Genomic DNA, 19,351 nt, shown 5'->3' with positions numbered 1-19,351 from the left:
TTCACGAACGTCACGCCTTGACACCAGGAGCTTTAAGCCGCTCGAGAACTGTGCGCACGAACTGCTGTGTGCGTTCATGCTGCGGCGGTCCACGCTCGATGATCTTGCCTTGCGAGAAGAAGCACACGCAGTCTGCAAATTCACGCGCAAAAAACCATCTGATGCGTAACGGTTAGCATCGTCAGATTGTGCTCTTCGCTGCATAGATCACGATCGAGCACGGACGTCACTTCATCGAACGGCATCACCTTAGGACGCTTTGCTAATGCGCGCGCAAAGTGATTGCACTTATCCGCGTGACCCAACATCGAAAGCAACTCCCGCGATCGATCCGTCGCTTCGTTGCGCGACAGGCCGAGTACCTGCATCGGCGCTTCGATCGTATTGGCGAGTGCCGTCATGTGCGGGAGATGCTGAATGAATCACCGGCTGCTTAGCAGCGTCGCAGTCGTATTGCAATTGGAGTAATCGAACGAAGCAATTTGCTGCGCCTGCAGCATGTCGGGTTGCTTCGCAAATGTACTCGTCGCGTGTTATAAGCCCAAAGACAGGCTTTAGGTTCCGTCACTGGATGATTGTCTTTGGAGGCACGCATTGAAACTAATAGATAAAGCGAAATTCTCCGCAACAGCACTGGCCGTCGCAGGGCTCTTCACGACTACCGCGGGCTTTCTCGAGTCCGCACCTGCTTACGCGAAGGCGCCCCCGCCGCAGCAACCCGTACTGACCGCATCGGCCGTCGCCGTCGCCGACAAGTACAGCGCTGATGCTGCCGAGCAGATCTTCAAGGAAGGCGGCAATGCCGTCGACGCCGCTGTCGCCATCGCCTTCACGCTGGCCGTCACCTACCCTGAGGCAGGCAACATCGGCGGTGGCGGCTTCATGACGCTATACGTGAACGGCAAGCCGTATTTCATCGACTATCGCGAGCGTGCGCCGCTGGCTGCGACGCGCAACATGTTTCTCGACGATCAGGGCAATGTCATCAAGGGCAAGAGCCTTTTCGGCTATTACGCAGCGGGTGTGCCAGGAACAGTGGCAGGCATGTGGGAAGCACAGCACCGTTTCGGCAAACTGAAATGGAAGCAGGTTCTGGCGCCCGCCATCAAATATGCGCGTGACGGCTTCGAAGTCGACGAGCAGCTTGCAAAGCGCCGCGAAGATGCCGAGAAGGACTTCGAAGGCAAGACGAATTTCGACACCTATTTCGGCAATCTGAAACAGGGCGTCAATTTCAAGCAGCCGGATCTCGCCGCCGTGCTCACGCGCATCGCGAATCAGGGCGCGCGCGAGTTCTATAACGGCAAGACGGCCGATCTGATCGCCGCGTCGATGAAGGGGCACGGCCTCATCACGAAGCGCGATCTGCAGGACTACCGCGCTGTGTGGCGTCAGCCCATTCAGGCGAACTGGAACGGCTATCACGTGATCACCGCGCCGCCGCCGAGCTCGGGCGGCATTGGCCTCGTGCAATTGCTGAAGATGAAGGCGGACCTGAAGAGCGACTTCACCAATGTCGATCTCAACTCGCCGCAGTACATTCACCTGATATCGGAAATCGAAAAGCGCGTCTTTGCCGATCGCGCGCAGTACCTGGGCGACCCGGACTTCTATAAGGTACCCGTCGCACAACTGACGGACGACGCCTACATCGCGAAGCGCGCGGCCGAAGTGAATCCGAACACGCCGTCGGACACGAAGAGCGTGCAGCCGGGCCTCGGCACGTCGATGCCCGAGAAAGCGGAGACCACGCATTTCTCGGTGGTCGACAAGTGGGGCAATGCCGTGTCGAATACGTACACGATCAACGGCTATTTCGGTTCCGGTGTCGTTGCGGAAGGCACGGGCATCGTGCTGAACGACGAGATGGACGACTTCGCATCGAAGCCTGGCGTGCCGAACATGTTCGGCGTGGTGGGCAGCGACGCGAACTCGATCGAGCCGAAGAAGCGCCCGTTGTCGTCGATGTCGCCGACCATTCTGACGAAGGACGGCAAGGTGTCGCTGGTGATCGGCACGCCGGGCGGATCGCGCATCTTCACGTCGATTTTCCAGGTGGTCAACAACGTGTACGACTTCAATATGCCGCTGAAGGAAGCCGTTGGCGCGATGCGTTTCCATCATCAACTGTTGCCGCCGAACACGATCTTCTGGGAGCCGTATGCGCCTATCGAAGGCGAACTCGCGAAGCAGGTCGAAGCTAAGGGTTATACGCTGAAGGCGCAGGACTTCAATGGCGACATTCAGGCGATCAAGATCAACGGCGAGCGGCCGGAGGCCGTATCCGATCCACGCGGACGCGGCGTGTCGCGTGTGATACCGTAATCTCGCGGCATGCGCTGGCGTCGCAGCCAATCACGCGGCGCCTCGTCGATTCGCTTTGCAGCGGACATCGCCGGTGGGCGGTGTCCGCTGTTTTCACTTTCTGGAGCGGGGAGTCAGCGATGAATCAGCCGGAATCACAGAGCCATACGCAAGAGCCGCGATTCGAAGGGCTCAGTGCTGTCACGCTCGCCACGCACGACATGGAGCGCGCTGTTGCGTTTTATCTGGCGCTTGGCTTTCCACTTGCCTATGGGGGGCCATTCGAGGCGTTCACGTCGTTTGCGTTCGGCGGCACCTATCTGAACGTGATTCTCGACACGAGAGGACCGGTGCTATGGTGGGGGCGTGTGATCGTTCACGTGTCCGACGTGGACGCCGTTTATCACAAGGCGCTGGCAGCGGGATACCAGCCCGAGGCCGCACCCGCCGATGCTTCATGGGGCGAACGATATTTCCATATCACCGATCCAGACGGCCACGAGATCAGCATCGCCAAGAGGCTTTGAACAGGCTTTGAAGAGGCGTCGGAAAGGTACTTTGAAGAGCCGCACCCGTTGCACAAGAGTAATATGACTGACACCGAGAAAGCTGACAATCACACGAGCCCACGCGCCGCGTACACCCTTTTCCGCGCTACGGAAAAAACAGGAGCCACTGTGATGAAGGAATCCGAACAGGAACTTGACGCCGAGTCGCTCGCCGCACGGCAGCGCCGCTTCGAAGAGGACCTCGTCGATGCGTACGACGAGGAACTCGAAATGGAAGTCGACGACCGCATCCTCGACGGCGGCGAAGGCTTTACGCCCGAAGCGCGCGAATTGCGCAAGCAATATTTCCGCGAGCTGTTCCGTCTGCAAGGCGAGCTCGTCAAGCTGCAGGACTGGATCGTCAAGACAGGGCATCGCCTTGTCGTGATCTTCGAAGGCCGCGACGCGGCTGGCAAGGGCGGTGCGATCAAGCGCATCACGCAACGGCTGAATCCGCGCGTATGCCGGGTCGCGGCACTGCCCGCGCCGAACAACCGCGAACGCACGCAATGGTACTTCCAGCGTTATGTCAGCCACCTGCCTGCAGGCGGCGAAATGGTGCTGTTCGATCGCAGCTGGTACAACCGCGCGGGCGTCGAGCGCGTGATGGGCTTCTGCACCGACGACGAATACGACGAGTTCTTCCGCTCGGTGCCCGAGTTCGAGAAGATGCTCGTGCGCAGCGGCGTTCAGATTATCAAGTACTGGTTCTCGATCACCGACGAAGAGCAGGAAATCCGCTTCCAGGCGCGTATCCACGATCCGCTCAAGCAATGGAAGCTCAGCCCGATGGACCTCGAAAGCCGTCGCCGCTGGGAGCGTTATACGCAGGCGAAGGAAGTGATGTTGCAGCGCTCGCATATCGCCGAGGCGCCGTGGTGGGTCGTGCAGGCCGTCGACAAGAAGCGCGCGCGGCTGAACTGCATTCATCATCTGCTGAGCCAGGTGCCGTATCACGAGATCGAACATCCGTCCATCGTGTTGCCGGAACGCGTCTTTCACGAGGACTACAGCCGTCATCCTGTGCCGGACAAGATGATCGTACCCGACGTGTTTTGATCCCTGTTTGAAGGGCTGAAATGAAAGGCGCGGCATAAAAATGCCGCGCTTTTTCTTTTGCCGTTTTGCCGCCACCTGATCGAATCAGCGCGGCGGCGAGGTACGAGTCGTCAGAACAGGTGACGGAACAACCAGTACAGTCCCCCGGACAGCGCGATCGATGCGGGCAGCGTCAGCACCCACGCCAGCACCAGGCTGCGCACGGTGCCCCATTGCAGGCCTGAGCCATTGGCGGCCATCGTGCCTGCCACACCCGAGGACAGCACGTGCGTCGTCGACACGGGCAGGCCGTACATGTCGGCGGCGCCGATCGTGACCATCGCGACGAGTTCGGCCGATGCGCCCTGTCCATAGGTCAGATGCTGCTTGCCGATCTTCTCGCCGACTGTCACGACGATGCGCTTCCAGCCCACCATCGTGCCGAGACCCAGTGCGATTGCCACGGCGACTTTCACCCACGTCGGGATGAACTTGGTCGCGTGGTCCATCTGCTTCCTGAAGTTGTCGATGGCCTTGGCGTCGTCCGCTGCAAACGCGGGCTGCTTCGCCTTTTCCATCAGACGGATCGCTTCCGACGCGACGTACATGTTGTTGCGCACGTTATCGACCTTGTCTTGCGGCACGTTCGCCATCGTGCCGGACGAGCTGACCTGCTGGCCGATCTGCTCCATCAGCTTCTGCAGCGCGGGCACTGTGGCGGGCGTGAGCTGCCGCGTGCGGACGTAGTTCTCTACCTCGCTGCGCGGCGCGACGACGGGCGGCACGCCTTGCGTCGCATACTTGCCGAGCGCAGCCGAAGCCTGCTGCGAGACGGCGAGGAAGGTTTGCGTTTCGTTGGCCGTGACCGCCTTGTTCAGTGCATAGGCGGTCGGCACGGTGCCGATCAGGATCAGCATGATGAGGCCCATGCCTTTCTGGCCGTCGTTGGAACCATGCGCGAACGACACACCCGTGCAGGTCAGAATCAGCAGCCCGCGAATCCAGAACGGCGGCGGTGCTTTGCCTTTCGGCTCCGCGTACAGCGCGGGCACGCGCACGAGCGCCTTGAGGACCAGCAGCAGAAGGCCCGCGAGCAGGAAGCCGATCAGCGGCGAGAACAGCAGCGACTTGCCGACGCCGGCGGCTTGCCCCCAATCGACGCCGCTCGTGCCGTCCGCGCCATGCAGCAGCTGGTTCATCAGGCCGACGCCAATGATCGAGCCGATCAGCGTATGCGAGCTCGAAGACGGCAGGCCGAACCACCACGTACCCAGATTCCAGATGATCGCGGCGATCAGCAGCGCGAACACCATCGCAAAGCCTGCGCTGCTGCCCACTTGCAGAATCAGTTCGACGGGCAGCAACTGAAGAATGCCGAATGCGACTGCGCCGCTCGAGGTCAGCACGCCGAGGAAATTCCACGTGCCAGACCACACGACCGCGACGTTAGGCGAGAGCGAGTGCGTATAGATCACGGTCGCGACGGCGTTTGCCGTGTCGTGAAAGCCATTGACGAACTCGAAGCCGAGCGCGATCAGAAGGGCCACGCCGAGCAGCAGATAAGCGACGATCGAACCGGTGCGAACGGATTCGAGGTCGCCGACCAACTGAAACGCGCAATAGATCGCGCCAGCGACCAGCGCAATCACAAAGACGGCGAGTCCTAAGTTGCGGTTTTTGGCACTCGCGGTGCCTGTCTGCGGATATGAGAGTTCCGGCATGGCCTGGGCCTCGGGGGATGGTCGGGGGGATCCCCGATCCTGCAAGCCCAGCATGTCGATACGATGACAAAGGCATGACGGATATGCCCCTTAACATTTGTGCGCCGCGTCACGCCGGTTTAGATGCCGCGCGTTGCCCGTTAAATGGGCCGCGTCAGAAGAAGGTCCTCACGGCCCAGACGCTAAAATGAGCGCATGGCGCCAGAGCGCCGATCCGGAATCGAGACCTCCTTGAAAAGAAAAATGCCAGCGCTCAATGCGCTCAAAGCCTTCGAAGTCGCCGGGCGCACGGGCAGCTTCACGCGCGCGGCGGAATTGCTCAACGTCACCCAAAGCGCGGTGAGCCGCCAGGTGCGGCAACTCGAAGAGCAACTCGGCGAAACGCTATTGCAGCGTAGGCATCATCATCTGGATCTGACGGCATCGGGCCGCGTGCTGCTGCAGGCGTTGCAGCATTCGTTCGACAAGATCGAATGGACCGTGCGCTCGATTCAGGAAAAGACGCATCTGAATCGCTTGCGGGTCAATGCGCCGCCGACTTTCGCCAGCCGCTGGTTTCTGCCGCGCCTCGGGCGCTTGCACACTGAGCACCCCGAACTGGAATTGAGCCTGTCGACGCGGCTAGAGGACAATCTTGCCGAGTCGAGCGTGCTCGATTGCGCGATCCGCTTCGGCAATGGCGAATGGGAAGGATTCGATAATCTGCTGCTGATGAATGAGCGGCACATCGCCGTGTGCTCGCCCGCGTTGCTCGCACGCCAGGCGGGCAATGAGGTCATCGATCTCAATCAATTCACTTTGCTGCATGTTTTAGCGGGCGACAACCAGCGTTATCTGACCTGGCAGCATTGGCTGAAGGCGGCGGGCATCGAAGGTGTGGATACGTCGGGCGGTTTCGAATTCGATCTGCTCGATCACGCGATACGCGCTGCCGTCGACGGCCTAGGCATCACGATCGCCGATCGTCATATGATTGCGCACGAGCTCGCCAATGGACAGCTCGTGCAGGTGCTGAACGTGCATGTCGATGGGCACCAGTCATATTGGCTCGTGACGCGTCCCGAACAGGGCGACCTGCCGCATGTGACGGTGTTTCGCGACTGGCTGCAACAGGAAGTGTGGCTGACGCAGCGCAGCGTCGAAACATCGGCGGCTGCGCGGGTGCCTTTGATCAGCGGCCATTGATCCTCCTGTCGCTTGCGCCGCTTTTGACTCACTTAAGCTGATTCATTTGCTTCACATTGCTCTCTTAGAGCAAGCCGAAGCGCTAGCGTCATTGACGTTCACTACTGTGCGACGCAAACGTTAAACGTCCATCGCGGCTTGTGCGCAAACACCGAAAAACCACAGAAGCGCTTCCACCGCGTAAATGGACTAATTGCCCACTGCGGATACTGGTATCATTTTTTTATACCAATCCACGATGTTGCGTCCGCATCGAAACGCGCAACGTCTGTATCAAAGCTTGGTGCAAACAGGGACCCTGCGGCACGCGGCGCACGAACGCGCGCGGCCTCATTCTCGCAGTCACTTGCTCGGGGATCGATAAAGTTGGCAACGAAAAGCAGGGCCGGGCAAGGGAAGAGCTTTGTCGAGCGCATTTACCGCTTGCGCATTGCCGGGCTGGGGCTTGGCTTCTTCTGCGTCGCTTCCGTTTTCGCGCTACAGCATCGCGGCTTCGTGCTCTGGTCGCTGCTGGTGTTTCATGGTTTCGTCTGGCCACATGTCGCGCGGCGCGCTGCGCTTGCCTGTGAAGTGCCGTTTCGCGGCGAACGCCTGAACCTGATGGCCGATTCGATGCTCGGCGGCTTCTGGGTCGTGGCGATGCAGTTCAACGTGCTGCCCAGCGTGCTGATTCTCGCGATGCTCAGCATGGACAACATCGCCGCGGGCGGCCTGCGGCTCTTTGCACGCGGCGTGGTCGCACATGTGCTCGGCGTGCTGGCGGGCCTCGTCACGGTCGGCTTCGTGTTTTCGCCGATGTCGCAAATGCCGACCATTCTCGCGTGTCTGCCGTTCCTCATTATTTATCCGCTTGCGTTGGGCTTTACGAGCTACCGGCTGTCGCTCAAGCTCGCCCAGCGCACGCGCGAACTCGAGCACCTGAGCCGCACGGACGGGCTGACCCGCCTTTGGAACCGCCGGCACTGGGAAGGACTGCTCGCCGGGGAATTCGAGCGTTGCCGCGCGAACCGCTACGCGTCGTGCCTGCTGCTGATCGACCTCGATCACTTCAAGCGGATCAACGACACGCTGGGTCATCCTGCTGGCGACTCGGTATTACAGGCGTTCGCCGATCTTTTGCGCAGCCATTTCCGCGCGGGCGACAGCATTGGCCGTTATGGCGGCGAGGAGTTCGGCGTCGTCTTGCCGGGCGCGACATTGCGCGAGGCGCATACGGTCGCGAAGGTGCTGGTACAGCGCGTGAGGGAGAAGACGAAAGAGGCATCGGCGGAATGCCCGTGCACGATCAGCGTCGGCATTGCCCAGTTGACCGACGACTTGCCCGACTATCACACGTGGTTGCAGGAAGTCGACCGCAGCCTTTATCAGGCGAAGGCGACGGGGCGTGACCGGATCGTCGTCGGCGGTCTTGCGCCCGTTCACGAAGTGGCGCGCGGCTAAGCGTACCAGGCGCGCCAAAGCGCGAAGCGTCACGCTTTATAGCGCGTATGCGATCCCAGCGAAAATCGAACCGAACAGCACCCATTTGACGGCATAGTAAGTTGGCCGATGCCACGCCTTTAGGTGCTTGCCGACGCGGCGAATCGCGTACACATATTTGAATGCGCGGTTCAGGAAACCGGTGCGGTCGCCTTCTTGATCGGATAGTTGACGTCCGAAGGTGAAGCGGGCATTGCCGCGCCTTGCTACATACGCGACGCTTAAGATGAACCAGACAATAAATAGCCCGCGCATACCCTGATCCCCAGGTTTTACCTGAACAATCGGTCTTTAGTATCCGGATCTTAGAAAAGGCATCTTAGCGAGAACCGCGCCAGCTTTCTCTCAAGGGATATGCAATTGAATGCAGTCCGCCGATACGCTAAAGCCTTAGTCTTAACGGCGCCGAAGCGCGGCTGTTCTTTAGCGTTTGGGTGCTTCGTAATGGGGCAAACAGGCGCGTGAGAACGCGCGCTATTTAACTGGAGACGGCGCCTCTTGGTGCAATACCGCGCAAGGTAATGCCGCGTTCCTGCGGCAGAGCACGCGTTTTCTCGCGCCCGGGCTGCGCGGCGCTTATGTTCTGTTCAGTCAAAGGCTCGACGGAGTAGCCGCGCCGTTCCCACGCGTCCAGTCCGCCTCTTAGCGCGCGAATCCGTGTAAAGCCTTTGTCGCGCATCTGCTGCGACAGCGTTCTTGCCGTGACATCGTCGGCGCAGACGCAATAGACGACGACATCACGCGCGAGCAAAGCGGCGTCGACTGTGCCGGGCGCATGGACGTCGAGCGGCAGCGCGCCGGGAATGGGCTGCGGCGTCTGTCGTTTCATGTGCTCGGGGCGGGCGTCGAGCACGATGGGTGGCTTGTCGGGACGCATCATTGCGTCGACCTGCTCCTGCGAGATTGCCGCAAGCGAGAGCGGCCGCTGCAGACGCCAGCGCTGCACGAAGCGGAACACCAGATAACTCGCGGCGATGGCGGTCAGCACATCGATGATCGTCCAGCCGTGTGCCCGCACTTCGTGAATCAGCAGGCTCAGCTGCCGCTCGAAAATCGCGCCACCGAGCAGCCAGAACGTTGCCCACGCGAAGATACCGACGGCGTCCCACGCGAAGAAGATGACGATGCCGACGCGCGTCGTGCCCATCAGCGGCGGCGTAATGATGGCAAGTCCCGGTATGAACTTCGAGACCGAGACGATTGCCGGTCCAAAGCGCATGAAGAGGGCACGCGCCTTGCGCACTCGCGTTTCGACGGCGGCCGACAGCCGCGCGAGCGCATGGATCAGCCGGCGTCCGAGCATCCGGCCCGCCGTAAACCATATCCCGTCGCCAATCAGCGCGGCGGCGAGCGCGGCAGTCAGCACGTGCCAGAAGGACAGATGGCCATTGGCGATCGCCGTGCCCGCGAGCAGTAGTACGGGGACGGCAGGCACGGGAATGCCGAGGCGCGTGAGCAGCACGTTCAGGAAGACAATGGCTGCGCCCCATGTAGAAATTGCCGACGGATTCAAATCGACCAATTGCAATAGCTCCTTGCGCATTGCATTGCTTCGACGCGCGCTGGCTGCCGTTCATTGTTGCACGGCTGAAGGTGCCGCGTGCTTCGCAAGCGGCCGCAGAACCAATACAAGCGGTCTAAACGCCTTAACGTTCGGTGGATGCGATCAGCGTGACGGGAATGTCGGTGCATCCCATGCTGCTCGACAGTTCGAGTTCTCGCCATTCGCCGTTAACCGATTTTGGGGAAATGAGCGGATCGAGCTGCCTGTCGGTGCGCAGCACATTGAAGGGCCACGAAGGGCGCAGCAGACGCTCATGCACGAGGGAGCCGAGCCAGATCGGCGTAGGCGCCGTGCCGTCGCGACGCGCAACGGCATAGCCCGTGCGCCAGAAGCGCAGCACGTCGCGTTCGTCGGTGCGCGCGCGCTGACGGCTGAAAACGAGGCTCGACGGTTCGCCGTCGTTGAGCTTGGGCAGCACGGGCAGATCCATCACGGGCACGTCGGGCGACACGAGCGAGAACAGGCTGCGCGCATTGAAACGCGTGCCTTCGAGCCAACCTCTGCTGCGCAATTGCGCGACGATCTGTTGCCGGTCGGCCGTCCATTGCACGGTAATCGGCTCGCGCCGATCGCCCTTCATATCGGAGCGATAGCAGGGAAACTGCTTCCACAGCGAATCCGTCCATTGCGCCTGCGTGACGACCACGGGCGGCCGCTGACGCACCTGCGGCTCCGCGTCCGGCTGATGTCCCAAGGCGATCTGCAGGCCGACGCTCGCGCACAGCACGACCAGCAGAACGGCGGGCATGTACTCTCGCGAAGGCGGCGCTTCCGGATGCCGCCATACGGCCGTCAGCGCGACGACAGCGACCCACATGGCCGCGAATGCTGCGCCGCCCACGGCATCGGAGAACGCGAAGCGCCCGGAAGACAGGCCCGCGAATGCGACGGTGATCACGATCAGGCTCGCGAGCGCAGTGACGGCGATACCCGTCACCAGGCCGACGCGGCGCGCCACGACGAACGCGAGAAAACCGTACACCGTGACGCTCGCGGCGACGTGATTGCTGGGAAAGGCATAGAGGTCGGATGGCGCGGCGGCGGGCGGCGCGTGCGGCACGATCGCCTGAATCGCGAAGATTAGCACCTGCGAGAAGATCACTGCGATGAGCCAATAGATAAGCATGCGCCAGCGTTTCTCGAAGGCGATCATGATGGTCGACGCAATGACCAGCGCGGCGAGCGTCGGAATGCTGCCGAGCGTCGAGGCGCGCGCAAGCGCTTCGCCGATCCACGGCGCCTGTGCGGATTGCAGGAAGCGATAGAACGACATGTCGACCTGAACGAGCGGATCGCCCGACACGACGTCCTGCATGACGCCAAAGAAGATGCCCGCGCACACCAGCACGAAAACCGAAATGCCGACCAGCAGGCCGATAGCCGCGCGCTCGGGATCGACGATCCGATAGACCATCTTTCCATACGGCGCTTCGTGATCGCGCGCCCACTTCACGAGGCCGCTGCGCGATGCACCGGCCCATGCGCGTGCGTGCGAGACGACTACGCGCATCACCCAGAAGCACAGCCATACGATTGCCGCGACGATCGCCAGTGCCGCGACGAGACGGAAGGACACCGCGCCCGCCAACTGGATCGATGCGCCGAATACGACGCCGGGAAGAATATGCGCGGGCGCCCACAGCAACGCGGACAGCACGTTCATTGCGTAGAAACGTATGGGCGGCATTTCGAGCATGCCCGCGACGACGGGGACGATCGCGCGTAGCGGTGCTGCGAAGCGCGCAAACACGACGCTCTTCGCGCCATGCTTGTCGAAATACTTCTGGCCGCTTTCGAGCAGCCCCGGATGCGTGCTGAACGGCCAGAGCCTGCTGATTTTGTCTTTATAACGACGGCCGAACCAGTAGCTCATGCCGTCGCCCGCCACGGCGCCCACAATCGCGCTCGCAAAGAGCCAGCCTAGATTTAACGTGCCCGTGCCGACCAGCGCGCCTGCGATGAACATTGCCGTGCTGCCCGGCACGAAGGTGCCGATGATCGCAACGGCTTCGAGAAACGCAGCAAGAAAAACCACGACCAGCGTCCACGCAGTGTGGCCTCCAAGCAGGTGCAGCAGCTGGACGTACGCGTGCTCCATCAATATCTCCAAATGTCGAAGCGGCCATCAAAGAGCACGGCGACGCGCATGCGAGCCCAAAGGAAAGGGACGCTGAAAGTTTATCAGTGTCCTCCTGTTGGGCGCAGGCGTGCGGCCATGCAGCAATTGGCAGTCGAAGGAATTAACGTTTGAGAGCGGGTCATTATTCTCGCGAGATGCAATGCAATGGCAAAAATCCGCTTCAGCAATTGCGTGTGACGAGCCTTATGCGAGGCTTAAGAGAAATGGCGTAACGATGGGCAACGGTTTTCTTACTCAAGCTTTAAAACGATAGCGCTTCTAAGCAATTCCGTGGCATAGTCCGCGTATGTAATTCAAAGGGAGGCAATAATGGCTACATTGGAAATCATCCAGGCACGTATAAAGAAACTGCAGACGCAGGCCGAAACGCTCCTGGCTAAACGCGCGCAAGGTGCGTTGGACCAGATCCGGGAACTGATGATCAAACACGGTCTCACAACGGAAGATATCGAGCGTCGCGCAAAAGCACGGCGCGAACGCGAGCGCAAAGTGCGTCTTGGCGTCAGCAGCGTCAAGGCCGGAATCGCATCGGCCGTGAAAGGGAAATTGCCGCCCAAGTATCGCGATCCTAAGACGGGTGCAACGTGGAGCGGTCACGCTCGACCGCCGGCATGGATCAAGGATGTGAAAGACCGTAGCAAGTTTCTGATCGATGCAGCCGCGGCTGCAGCAGAACCTGCGGTGACTGCAAAGGCAGCGACTAAGAAAACGGCGGCGAAGAAAGCCGTCGCGAAGAAAGCTGTAACGGCGAAGTCGGCGGGTCGCAAGGTTGCGAAAAAGGCATCGGCAGGCGCAAAAGCTGCTGTAAAGAAAGCTGCTGTAAAGAAAGTCGCTGCGAAGAAAGCCGCCGGCAAGAAGACAGCCGCTAAGAAGGTTGCTGCGAAGTCTGCCGCGCCGACTGCCGGCAAGCGCGTAATTGCGAAGAAAGCTGCCGCAAAGAAAACCAGCGCAAGCAAGGCGCCGGCGAAAAAGGCAGCAGCAAAGAAGGCACCCGTGAAAAGCGTTGCGCCCGTGGCCGAAACGCCCGTAACGGTGCAGACGCCTACGCCATCGACGGGCGAGGCTTGATCCGCTTCGAAGCGGCTTTTATGTAATTCCGGTTCGGCGGCATCCTGCCGGACCGTTCCCACGCGCGGCGCTCAGGTTGCCGCGCCATTCACTCGCAGCCGGTGCAATGCCGGCTCGCGCAAAGGCGGATTTGCTGCCTCGGCGCTCGCTTCGCGCTTCCTTAAAAGACGCATTTCCACATATCCGCTGCATCCTCTGGCGATTCGTGCGCGTGCCCGTCATATCGCCCTACAAACATGAGTTTTATGAATGTTTGATGGTCGAAATACTCGCTTGCGCGTCATAAGGCCGCAGAGAAGAATCCGGGTCATGCGCCGGCTGCATGTTTCGCATCGCTCTGACTTGCCGCCGGTAATGTGCTTCGCGCACGCGTCACCAGGTAAAACACCATGCGACTCGACCGGAATTTCGTTGGCGGCCAGTTCGTCGAACCCGCAACGGACGAACTCATCTCCGTCTATAACCCCGCTACCGAGGCGCAGATCGCCCAGGTATCGGGCGCGTCCCGCGAAGAGGCCGTAGCAGCAGTCGCTGCTGCCGCCGCCGCGCAAAAGAGCTGGCGCAAGCTGCCTGCGGCGGAGCGCGCAACGTATCTGCACAAGCTCGCCGACGCATTGACCGACTGCGCGCCCGCCATCGGCGCGGCCCTCGCGCTGGAGTCCGGCAAGAGCGTCGCCGATGCGACCAACGAAGCCATCTACGCCGGCCAGATCACGCGCTATCACGCCGAGTGGGCGCGCCGTATCGAAGGCGAAGTGATTCCCAGCGACACGCCCGACGAGAACCTCGTGATGCATCGCGAGCCGATTGGGGTCGTCGCGTGCCTGATCCCGTTCAATTACCCCGTCTATACGTTCATGCGCAAAATCGCGCCGGCGTTGATCGCGGGTAATACGGTGGTCGTGCGGCCGAGCAATAACACGCCCACTTCCGCATTCGAAATCGCCAAGGCCGTGATTCGCGCCGAATTGCCGGCGGGCGTCGTCAACATTCTCGCGATGAGCCACGCAACGGCCGAGGCCGTCTGCACGCATCCCGCTGTCGGCATGATTACGCTGACGGGCAGCGTCGGCGCCGGTCGCAAGGTGCTCGACTATTGCAAAGAGAATATTGCGAAGCCGTCGCTCGAACTGGGTGGCAAGACGCCTGCCATCATCGAGCCGGATGCCGATCTGGAAAAGGCCGCGCGTGAACTCGTCGGCTCGAAGACGACGCACTGCGGCCAGCTGTGCACGGCAATCGAGCGCGTCTACGTCCACGAGAGCGTGCACGACCAGTTCGTCGCGCTGCTGAAAAAGCACATGAGCGCAGTGAAGAGCGGCGACCGCAGCACGGATGCTTCGTTGATGGGCCCGCTCGTCAACGAAGCTTCGCGCCAGTCGATTCACGCGATGGTTCAGCGCGCGGTGGCCGATGGCGCAACGCTCGAAACGGGCGGCGCGATTCCCGAAGGCAAGGGCTTCTTCTATCCGGCCACGTTGCTGACGAACTGCCGTCAGGACATGGAGATCATCCAGGAAGAAACGTTCGGCCCGATCATGCCCGTCGTGCGCTACAGCACGCTCGACGAAGCGTTGCAGATGGCCAACGACCATCAGTTTGGTTTGTCGTCGGTGCTCTACACCGAGAACTACCGCACGACGATGAAAGTCGCGAACAACATCGAAGCGGGTGAACTCTACGTGAACCGCACGCCTGCCGACCCGTATCAGGGCTTTCACGCAGGCTGGAAACGCTCGGGTCTCGGCGGCGACGACGGCAAGCACGGCATGCTCGAATTCACGCAGACGCGTCTGGTCGTCATGAAGTACTGATCCTGTCAGGGCGCATTGCGCGTGCGAAAAGCAACGTGGGATGCGCTCTCTTTTTTTAACCATAAAAAGCACACGCTGCATTCATAACAAAGTACTGGAGACACGATGGCCACGGCGCATGCTGTGCTCCTCGCGCGTCTCTTAGGAGCATTTCAGTGGCAAGCCAACCTCTTCAAACGGACGCTTCGGCGCGCCGTTCCGCCAGCGCAACCGACCAATCCGCTAACAAGGCACAGCGCTATATGCAGCTGTTGCTGCTCGTCATTGCGGCCGGCGCGATTTATCCGATTCTCTATCTGCGCCAGGTCTATCAGCCGACGATGCTGGAAGTTTTCCACATCAGCGAAAGTCAGCTTGGCTATCTGTATTCGATGCTCGGCACGATCTTCCTGCTGAGCTACCTGCCGAGCGGCTGGCTCGCGGACCGCATCGCGCCGCGCCTGCTGATCAGCTTCTCGCTCGTCGCGACTGGCCTGCTCGGCCTGGTGTATTCGACGGCGCCGTCGTTCAATCTGCTGCTGATGATCTTCGGCGGCTGGGGCCTGTCGACGGGTCTGACGTTCTGGGCGGCCGTCATCAAGCGCGTGTCGATGATTGCGGGCGCTGACGAACAGGGCCGCTTCTTCGGCTTTCTCGACGGCGGGCGCGGGTTGATCGAAGCCATGCTCGCGACGATCGCCATCACGCTGTTCGCATGGCTCACGCAGACGAAGGGCGAACCGGCCGCTGTCGGCTTCAAGGTCGTGGTGTATATGTACGCGTTCCTGTGCATTGGCCTCGGCGTAGTGCTCGCGCTGGTGAAAGATCCGTCGTCGAAAGCGGAGCAATCGAGCCGCGCGCAAGCGGCCAAACGCAGCAACGTGATCGCCGATCTGATCACGCTCGCGAAGATTCCCGAACTGTGGCTCGTCGCGGCGATCGTGTTCTGCGGCTATCAGGTGTTCTGGGCGACCTACAGCTTCTCCGCGTATCTGCATGAAGGCGAGATTGGCTTGTCGGTGGTGATGGCGGGCACGATCACGACGCTCAAGCTGTGGATGCGTCCCATCGGCGGCATTGGCGGCGGCTTTCTCGGCGACCGTTTTTCGAAAGTGACCGTGCTGATCATCGCGCTCTTTCTCGCGTCGCTTTCGCTGGTCGGCCTGATCGCAGCGCCGCAGATCAGCAGCCATGTGTTGCTGGTGTTTCTCGTGCTCTTCATCGGCGTGCTGACGTATGCGATTCGCGGCTTGTACTGGTCGCTGCTCGATCGCTGCAATGTGCCCGTCGAAACCATGGGTCTCGCGATTGGCCTGATTTCGGTACTCGGCTATTCGCCCGATGTTTTCCTGCCGCTCATCAACGGATATCTGACCCAGAACTATCCGGGCGTGCATGGCTATCAAATGTACTTCGGCTATGTGGCCGCCGTGTCCGCCGTCGGCGGTTTCGCGGGCCTCGTGCTGCGCAATATGCTTAACAGGAAGGAAGCGTAAATGAAAGTCGTCTCGCTCGAAACGCATATCGTCGCCGTGCCGCCGCCGCATATCGGCGGCATGTACTGGATCTTCGTCAAGCTGAAGACGGATTGCGGCATTGAAGGCGTCGGCGAAATCTATTCGGCCACGTTTCATCCGAATGCGATGGCACCCATCATCGACGACGTGTTCTCGCGCTATCTGCTCGACAAGGACCCGCACCACGTCGAACGTCTGTGGCGCGAAGCGTATTCGAGCGGCTTCACGCAGCGCCCCGATCTGACGATGATGGGCGTCGTGAGCGGCCTCGAAATGGCGTGCTGGGACATCATCGGCAAGGCGGCGAACAAGCCCGTGTACGAGCTGCTCGGCGGCCGCGTGCATGAGCGCCTGCGTTCGTACACGTATCTGTATCCGAAGAACCGCCGCGGCGAATACGACTACGACGATCCCGATCTCGCGGCCGAATGCGCGGCGGAAAACGTCAAGCGCGGCTTTACGGCGGTGAAGTTCGATCCTGCTGGTCCTTATACGGCTTACTCGGGTCATCATCTGTCGCTCGAAGTGATGGACCGCTGCGAAACCTTCTGCCGCAAGGTGCGTGAAGCCGTGGGCAGCAAGGCTGACCTGCTGTTCGGCACGCATGGGCAAATGGTGCCGGCGTCGGCGATCCGTCTTGCGAAGCGCCTCGAAAAATACGACCCGCTGTGGTTCGAAGAACCTGTGCCGCCGGGACAGCATGACGCAATGGCCGAAGTTGCACGGCACACGAGCATTCCGATTTCGGCCGGCGAACGCCTCACCACGAAGTACGAGTTCCACAAGCTGCTGGAAGCGGGCGGCGCGTCAATCCTGCAACTGAACGTGGCGCGCGTCGGCGGCCTGCTCGAAGCGAAGAAAGTCGCGACGCTCGCCGAGGTGTATTACGCGCAGATCGCGCCGCACCTCTACAACGGTCCGGTCGGCGCCGCCGCGAGCATTCAGCTTGCAACGTGCACGCCGAACTTCCTGATTCAGGAAAGCATCGGCACGTGGGGCGGTTTCCATGCCGAAGTGCTGAAGTCGCCGATTCGCTGGGAAGACGGCTACATCATTCCGTCGACGGAACCGGGCCTCGGCGTCGAGCTGAACATGGAAGTCGTCAATCAGCACACGCCGTATAAGGGCGAGCGCCTGCATCTGCAGATGGCGTCGAAGCCCGCCGACGTGAAGGATCTCGCGCCCGCCAAAGGCTGAGTGCGCGAACAGGCCTAACGTATTCCACGTATTGGACGCCTGCGGGCGAATAGAACATGAATTACGACTACATCATCGTCGGAGCGGGATCTGCGGGCTGCATTCTCGCCAACCGTCTGTCGGCATCGGGCCAGTACTCGGTGCTGCTGCTCGAGGCGGGGCGCGCCGACGATTCGTTCTGGTTCAAGATTCCAGTCGGTTTCACGAAGACGTACTACAACGAAACCTACAACTGGATGTACTACAGCGAGCCGGAGAAGGAACTCGACAACCGCTCGCTGTATTGCCCGCGCGGCAAGGTGCAAGGCGGCTCCGGTTCGATCAACGCAATGATCTACGTGCGTGGCCAGGCGCAGGATTACGACGACTGGGCGGAAGCGGGCAACAAGGGCTGGTCGTATCGCGACGTGCTGCCGTATTTCCGCAAGCTCGAATCGCATCCGCTCGGCAACACCGAGTATCACGGCGCGAATGGCCCGATCGGCATTTCGCCGATGAAGGATGATGCGCACCCCATTTGTCACGTGTTCATCAAGGGCTGCGAGCAGGCGGGCTACAAGCGCACTGACGACTTCAATGGTGCGCAATTCGAAGGCGCGGGCATTTACGACGTGAACACGCGCAATGGCCAGCGTTCGTCGAGTAGCTTCGAGTACCTGCACCCGGTGCTCAATCGCAAGAACCTGACGGTCGAGCGTGAAGTGCTCGTCACGCAGGTGCTGTTCGACGCGAACCGGCGCGCGACGGGCGTCGTCGTCAAGCAGAACGGCAGTGCGCGTCATTTCACCGCGAAGCGGGAAGTGATTCTTTCGGCGGGCGCCGTCGATACGCCCAAGCTGCTGCAACTATCGGGTGTCGGCGATAGCGCCCTGCTTGCAGAACATCGAGTTCCCCTCGTGCATCATCTGCCTGCTGTCGGCCAGAACCTGCAGGATCATCTTTGCGTGAGCTTCTACTACCGCTCGAACGTGAAGACGCTGAACGACGAAATGCGCCCGTTGCTGGGCAAGCTCAAGCTCGGCTTGCAATACCTGCTGACGCGCAAAGGCCCGCTTGCGATGAGCGTGAATCAGGCCGGCGGATTCTTCAGAAGCAGCGAGAAAGAGGCATTGCCGAATCTGCAGCTCTATTTCAATCCGCTGTCGTATCGCATTCCGAAGAGCAACAAGGCGAGTCTCGAACCGGAACCGTATTCGGGCTTTCTGCTGTGCTTCAATCCGTGCCGCCCGAGCAGCCGCGGCTCGATCCAGATCGCGTCCGATCGCGCGGAAGATGCCGCGAAGATTCGCATCAACGCCCTGACGACGCAAAAGGATATCGACGAAGCCATTGAAGGCTGCGAGCTGGTGCGCAAGATCATGTCGACGGCGGCGCTCAAGGACATCACTGTCGAAGAGATTTCGCCCGGCCCGCAGGTGAGCGATCGCGACGCCTTCCTGCAGTACTTCCGCGAGCAGTCGGGTTCGATCTATCACCTGTGCGGTTCATGTGCGATGGGGCCGGACGACGGCAGCTCGGTCGTCGACGAGCGTCTGCGCGTGCATGGCATGTCGGGCTTGCGGATCGTCGATGCGTCGATCTTCCCGAACATCACGTCAGGCAATATCAACGCACCGACGATGATGGTCGCGGAGAAGGGCGCCGAGATGATTCTCGAAGACGCGCTGGCAGCGGCAGGTTCGCAAGCGAAGGAATCGGCGAAGGCGTTTGCTGCGGCGCATTGATCGCCGACAAGTTGTAGGTCTGCCAGGGCGGCCGCGTGCACGGACTACTTCTCCGGCAAGCGGCCGCTTTCTT

General features: G+C 60.8%; 13 protein-coding genes and 2 pseudogenes. 10 read left to right on the top strand and 5 right to left on the bottom strand.

Annotated elements, in window-relative coordinates; genetic code table 11:
• Positions 1-10 precede the first annotated feature (10 nt).
• Positions 11-407: pseudogene (locus C2L64_RS31210) on the bottom strand (ectoine/hydroxyectoine ABC transporter ATP-binding protein EhuA); the annotation flags it as partial.
• Between the two features lie 187 nt (positions 408-594).
• On the opposite strand from C2L64_RS31210, the gene ggt reads away from it, so the two are divergent.
• The 3 genes from ggt to ppk2 all read left to right on the top strand — a co-directional run bounded on the left by ggt (position 595) and on the right by ppk2 (position 3,911).
• Positions 595-2,325, top strand: a complete 1,731-nt coding sequence (ggt, locus tag C2L64_RS31205) for a gamma-glutamyltransferase (protein WP_007587106.1) — start codon at positions 595-597, stop codon at positions 2,323-2,325.
• A 119-nt stretch (positions 2,326-2,444) separates the two neighbouring features.
• Entirely contained in the window at positions 2,445-2,831 is a 387-nt protein-coding gene (locus tag C2L64_RS31200; RefSeq protein ID WP_007587105.1) for a VOC family protein, read from the top strand.
• A 153-nt stretch (positions 2,832-2,984) separates the two neighbouring features.
• Positions 2,985-3,911 (top strand): polyphosphate kinase 2, encoded by a 927-nt coding sequence (ppk2, locus tag C2L64_RS31195; RefSeq protein WP_007587104.1) that lies wholly within the window; start codon positions 2,985-2,987, stop codon positions 3,909-3,911.
• Between the two features lie 110 nt (positions 3,912-4,021).
• Here the strand turns inward: ppk2 and C2L64_RS31190 are convergent, their stop codons facing one another.
• The gene (locus tag C2L64_RS31190) at positions 4,022-5,611 is read right to left on the bottom strand and encodes an inorganic phosphate transporter (protein ID WP_007587103.1); all 1,590 of its coding nucleotides are present in this window, start codon (positions 5,609-5,611) and stop codon (positions 4,022-4,024) included.
• A 243-nt stretch (positions 5,612-5,854) separates the two neighbouring features.
• Between C2L64_RS31190 and C2L64_RS31185 the strand changes: the two genes are divergently transcribed.
• Both C2L64_RS31185 and C2L64_RS31180 read left to right on the top strand, forming a co-directional pair.
• Entirely contained in the window at positions 5,855-6,796 is a 942-nt protein-coding gene (locus tag C2L64_RS31185) for a LysR substrate-binding domain-containing protein (RefSeq protein ID WP_007587102.1), read from the top strand.
• Positions 6,797-7,162: 366 nt separating this feature from the next.
• A complete protein-coding gene (locus tag C2L64_RS31180) occupies positions 7,163-8,236 on the top strand; it encodes a diguanylate cyclase (RefSeq protein ID WP_007587101.1) in 1,074 nt (357 codons plus the stop codon).
• 36 nt (positions 8,237-8,272) lie between these two features.
• Here C2L64_RS31180 and C2L64_RS54560 read toward each other — a convergent pair.
• From C2L64_RS54560 to C2L64_RS31165, 3 genes and pseudogenes are all read right to left on the bottom strand, one after another.
• Positions 8,273-8,437 (bottom strand): annotated as a pseudogene (locus C2L64_RS54560) (lipid A hydroxylase LpxO); the annotation flags it as partial.
• Between the two features lie 316 nt (positions 8,438-8,753).
• Positions 8,754-9,797, bottom strand: coding sequence for a VTT domain-containing protein (locus C2L64_RS31170; protein ID WP_007738631.1), 1,044 nt, complete (start codon positions 9,795-9,797; stop codon positions 8,754-8,756).
• 124 nt (positions 9,798-9,921) lie between these two features.
• Entirely contained in the window at positions 9,922-11,937 is a 2,016-nt protein-coding gene (locus C2L64_RS31165; protein ID WP_007587095.1) for a bifunctional DedA family/phosphatase PAP2 family protein, read from the bottom strand.
• A gap of 351 nt (positions 11,938-12,288) precedes the next feature.
• Between C2L64_RS31165 and C2L64_RS31160 the strand changes: the two genes are divergently transcribed.
• From C2L64_RS31160 to C2L64_RS31140, 5 genes are all read left to right on the top strand, one after another.
• Entirely contained in the window at positions 12,289-13,047 is a 759-nt protein-coding gene (locus tag C2L64_RS31160; protein ID WP_007587093.1) for an H-NS histone family protein, read from the top strand.
• 389 nt (positions 13,048-13,436) lie between these two features.
• Positions 13,437-14,861, top strand: coding sequence for an aldehyde dehydrogenase (gene aldA, locus C2L64_RS31155; protein ID WP_007587091.1), 1,425 nt, complete (start codon positions 13,437-13,439; stop codon positions 14,859-14,861).
• A 155-nt stretch (positions 14,862-15,016) separates the two neighbouring features.
• A complete protein-coding gene (locus tag C2L64_RS31150; protein ID WP_007587089.1) occupies positions 15,017-16,336 on the top strand; it encodes an MFS transporter in 1,320 nt (439 codons plus the stop codon).
• On the top strand, positions 16,337-17,554 hold the full coding sequence (locus C2L64_RS31145) for a mandelate racemase/muconate lactonizing enzyme family protein (RefSeq protein WP_007587087.1): 1,218 nt from the start codon (positions 16,337-16,339) through the stop codon (positions 17,552-17,554).
• A 56-nt stretch (positions 17,555-17,610) separates the two neighbouring features.
• Positions 17,611-19,278, top strand: coding sequence for a GMC family oxidoreductase (locus tag C2L64_RS31140; RefSeq protein WP_007587086.1), 1,668 nt, complete (start codon positions 17,611-17,613; stop codon positions 19,276-19,278).
• The last annotated feature ends 73 nt before the right edge of the window (positions 19,279-19,351 follow it).

Source organism: Paraburkholderia hospita, from assembly GCF_002902965.1.
GTDB classification, from domain to species: domain Bacteria; phylum Pseudomonadota; class Gammaproteobacteria; order Burkholderiales; family Burkholderiaceae; genus Paraburkholderia; species Paraburkholderia hospita.
The sequence above is the reverse complement of the archived record's forward strand: the minus strand, read 5'-3'. Positions and strand labels throughout refer to the sequence as shown.

Coding starts and splice junctions, on each gene's coding strand:
- C2L64_RS31200 (WP_007587105.1), top strand. CDS start 2,445: ATGAATCAGCCGGAATCACAGAGCCATACGCAAGAGCCGCGATTCGAA.
- ppk2 (WP_007587104.1), top strand. CDS start 2,985: ATGAAGGAATCCGAACAGGAACTTGACGCCGAGTCGCTCGCCGCACGG.
- C2L64_RS31190 (WP_007587103.1), bottom strand. CDS start 5,611: ATGCCGGAACTCTCATATCCGCAGACAGGCACCGCGAGTGCCAAAAAC.
- C2L64_RS31185 (WP_007587102.1), top strand. CDS start 5,855: ATGCCAGCGCTCAATGCGCTCAAAGCCTTCGAAGTCGCCGGGCGCACG.
- C2L64_RS31165 (WP_007587095.1), bottom strand. CDS start 11,937: ATGGAGCACGCGTACGTCCAGCTGCTGCACCTGCTTGGAGGCCACACT.
- C2L64_RS31160 (WP_007587093.1), top strand. CDS start 12,289: ATGGCTACATTGGAAATCATCCAGGCACGTATAAAGAAACTGCAGACG.
- aldA (WP_007587091.1), top strand. CDS start 13,437: ATGCGACTCGACCGGAATTTCGTTGGCGGCCAGTTCGTCGAACCCGCA.
- C2L64_RS31145 (WP_007587087.1), top strand. CDS start 16,337: ATGAAAGTCGTCTCGCTCGAAACGCATATCGTCGCCGTGCCGCCGCCG.
- C2L64_RS31140 (WP_007587086.1), top strand. CDS start 17,611: ATGAATTACGACTACATCATCGTCGGAGCGGGATCTGCGGGCTGCATT.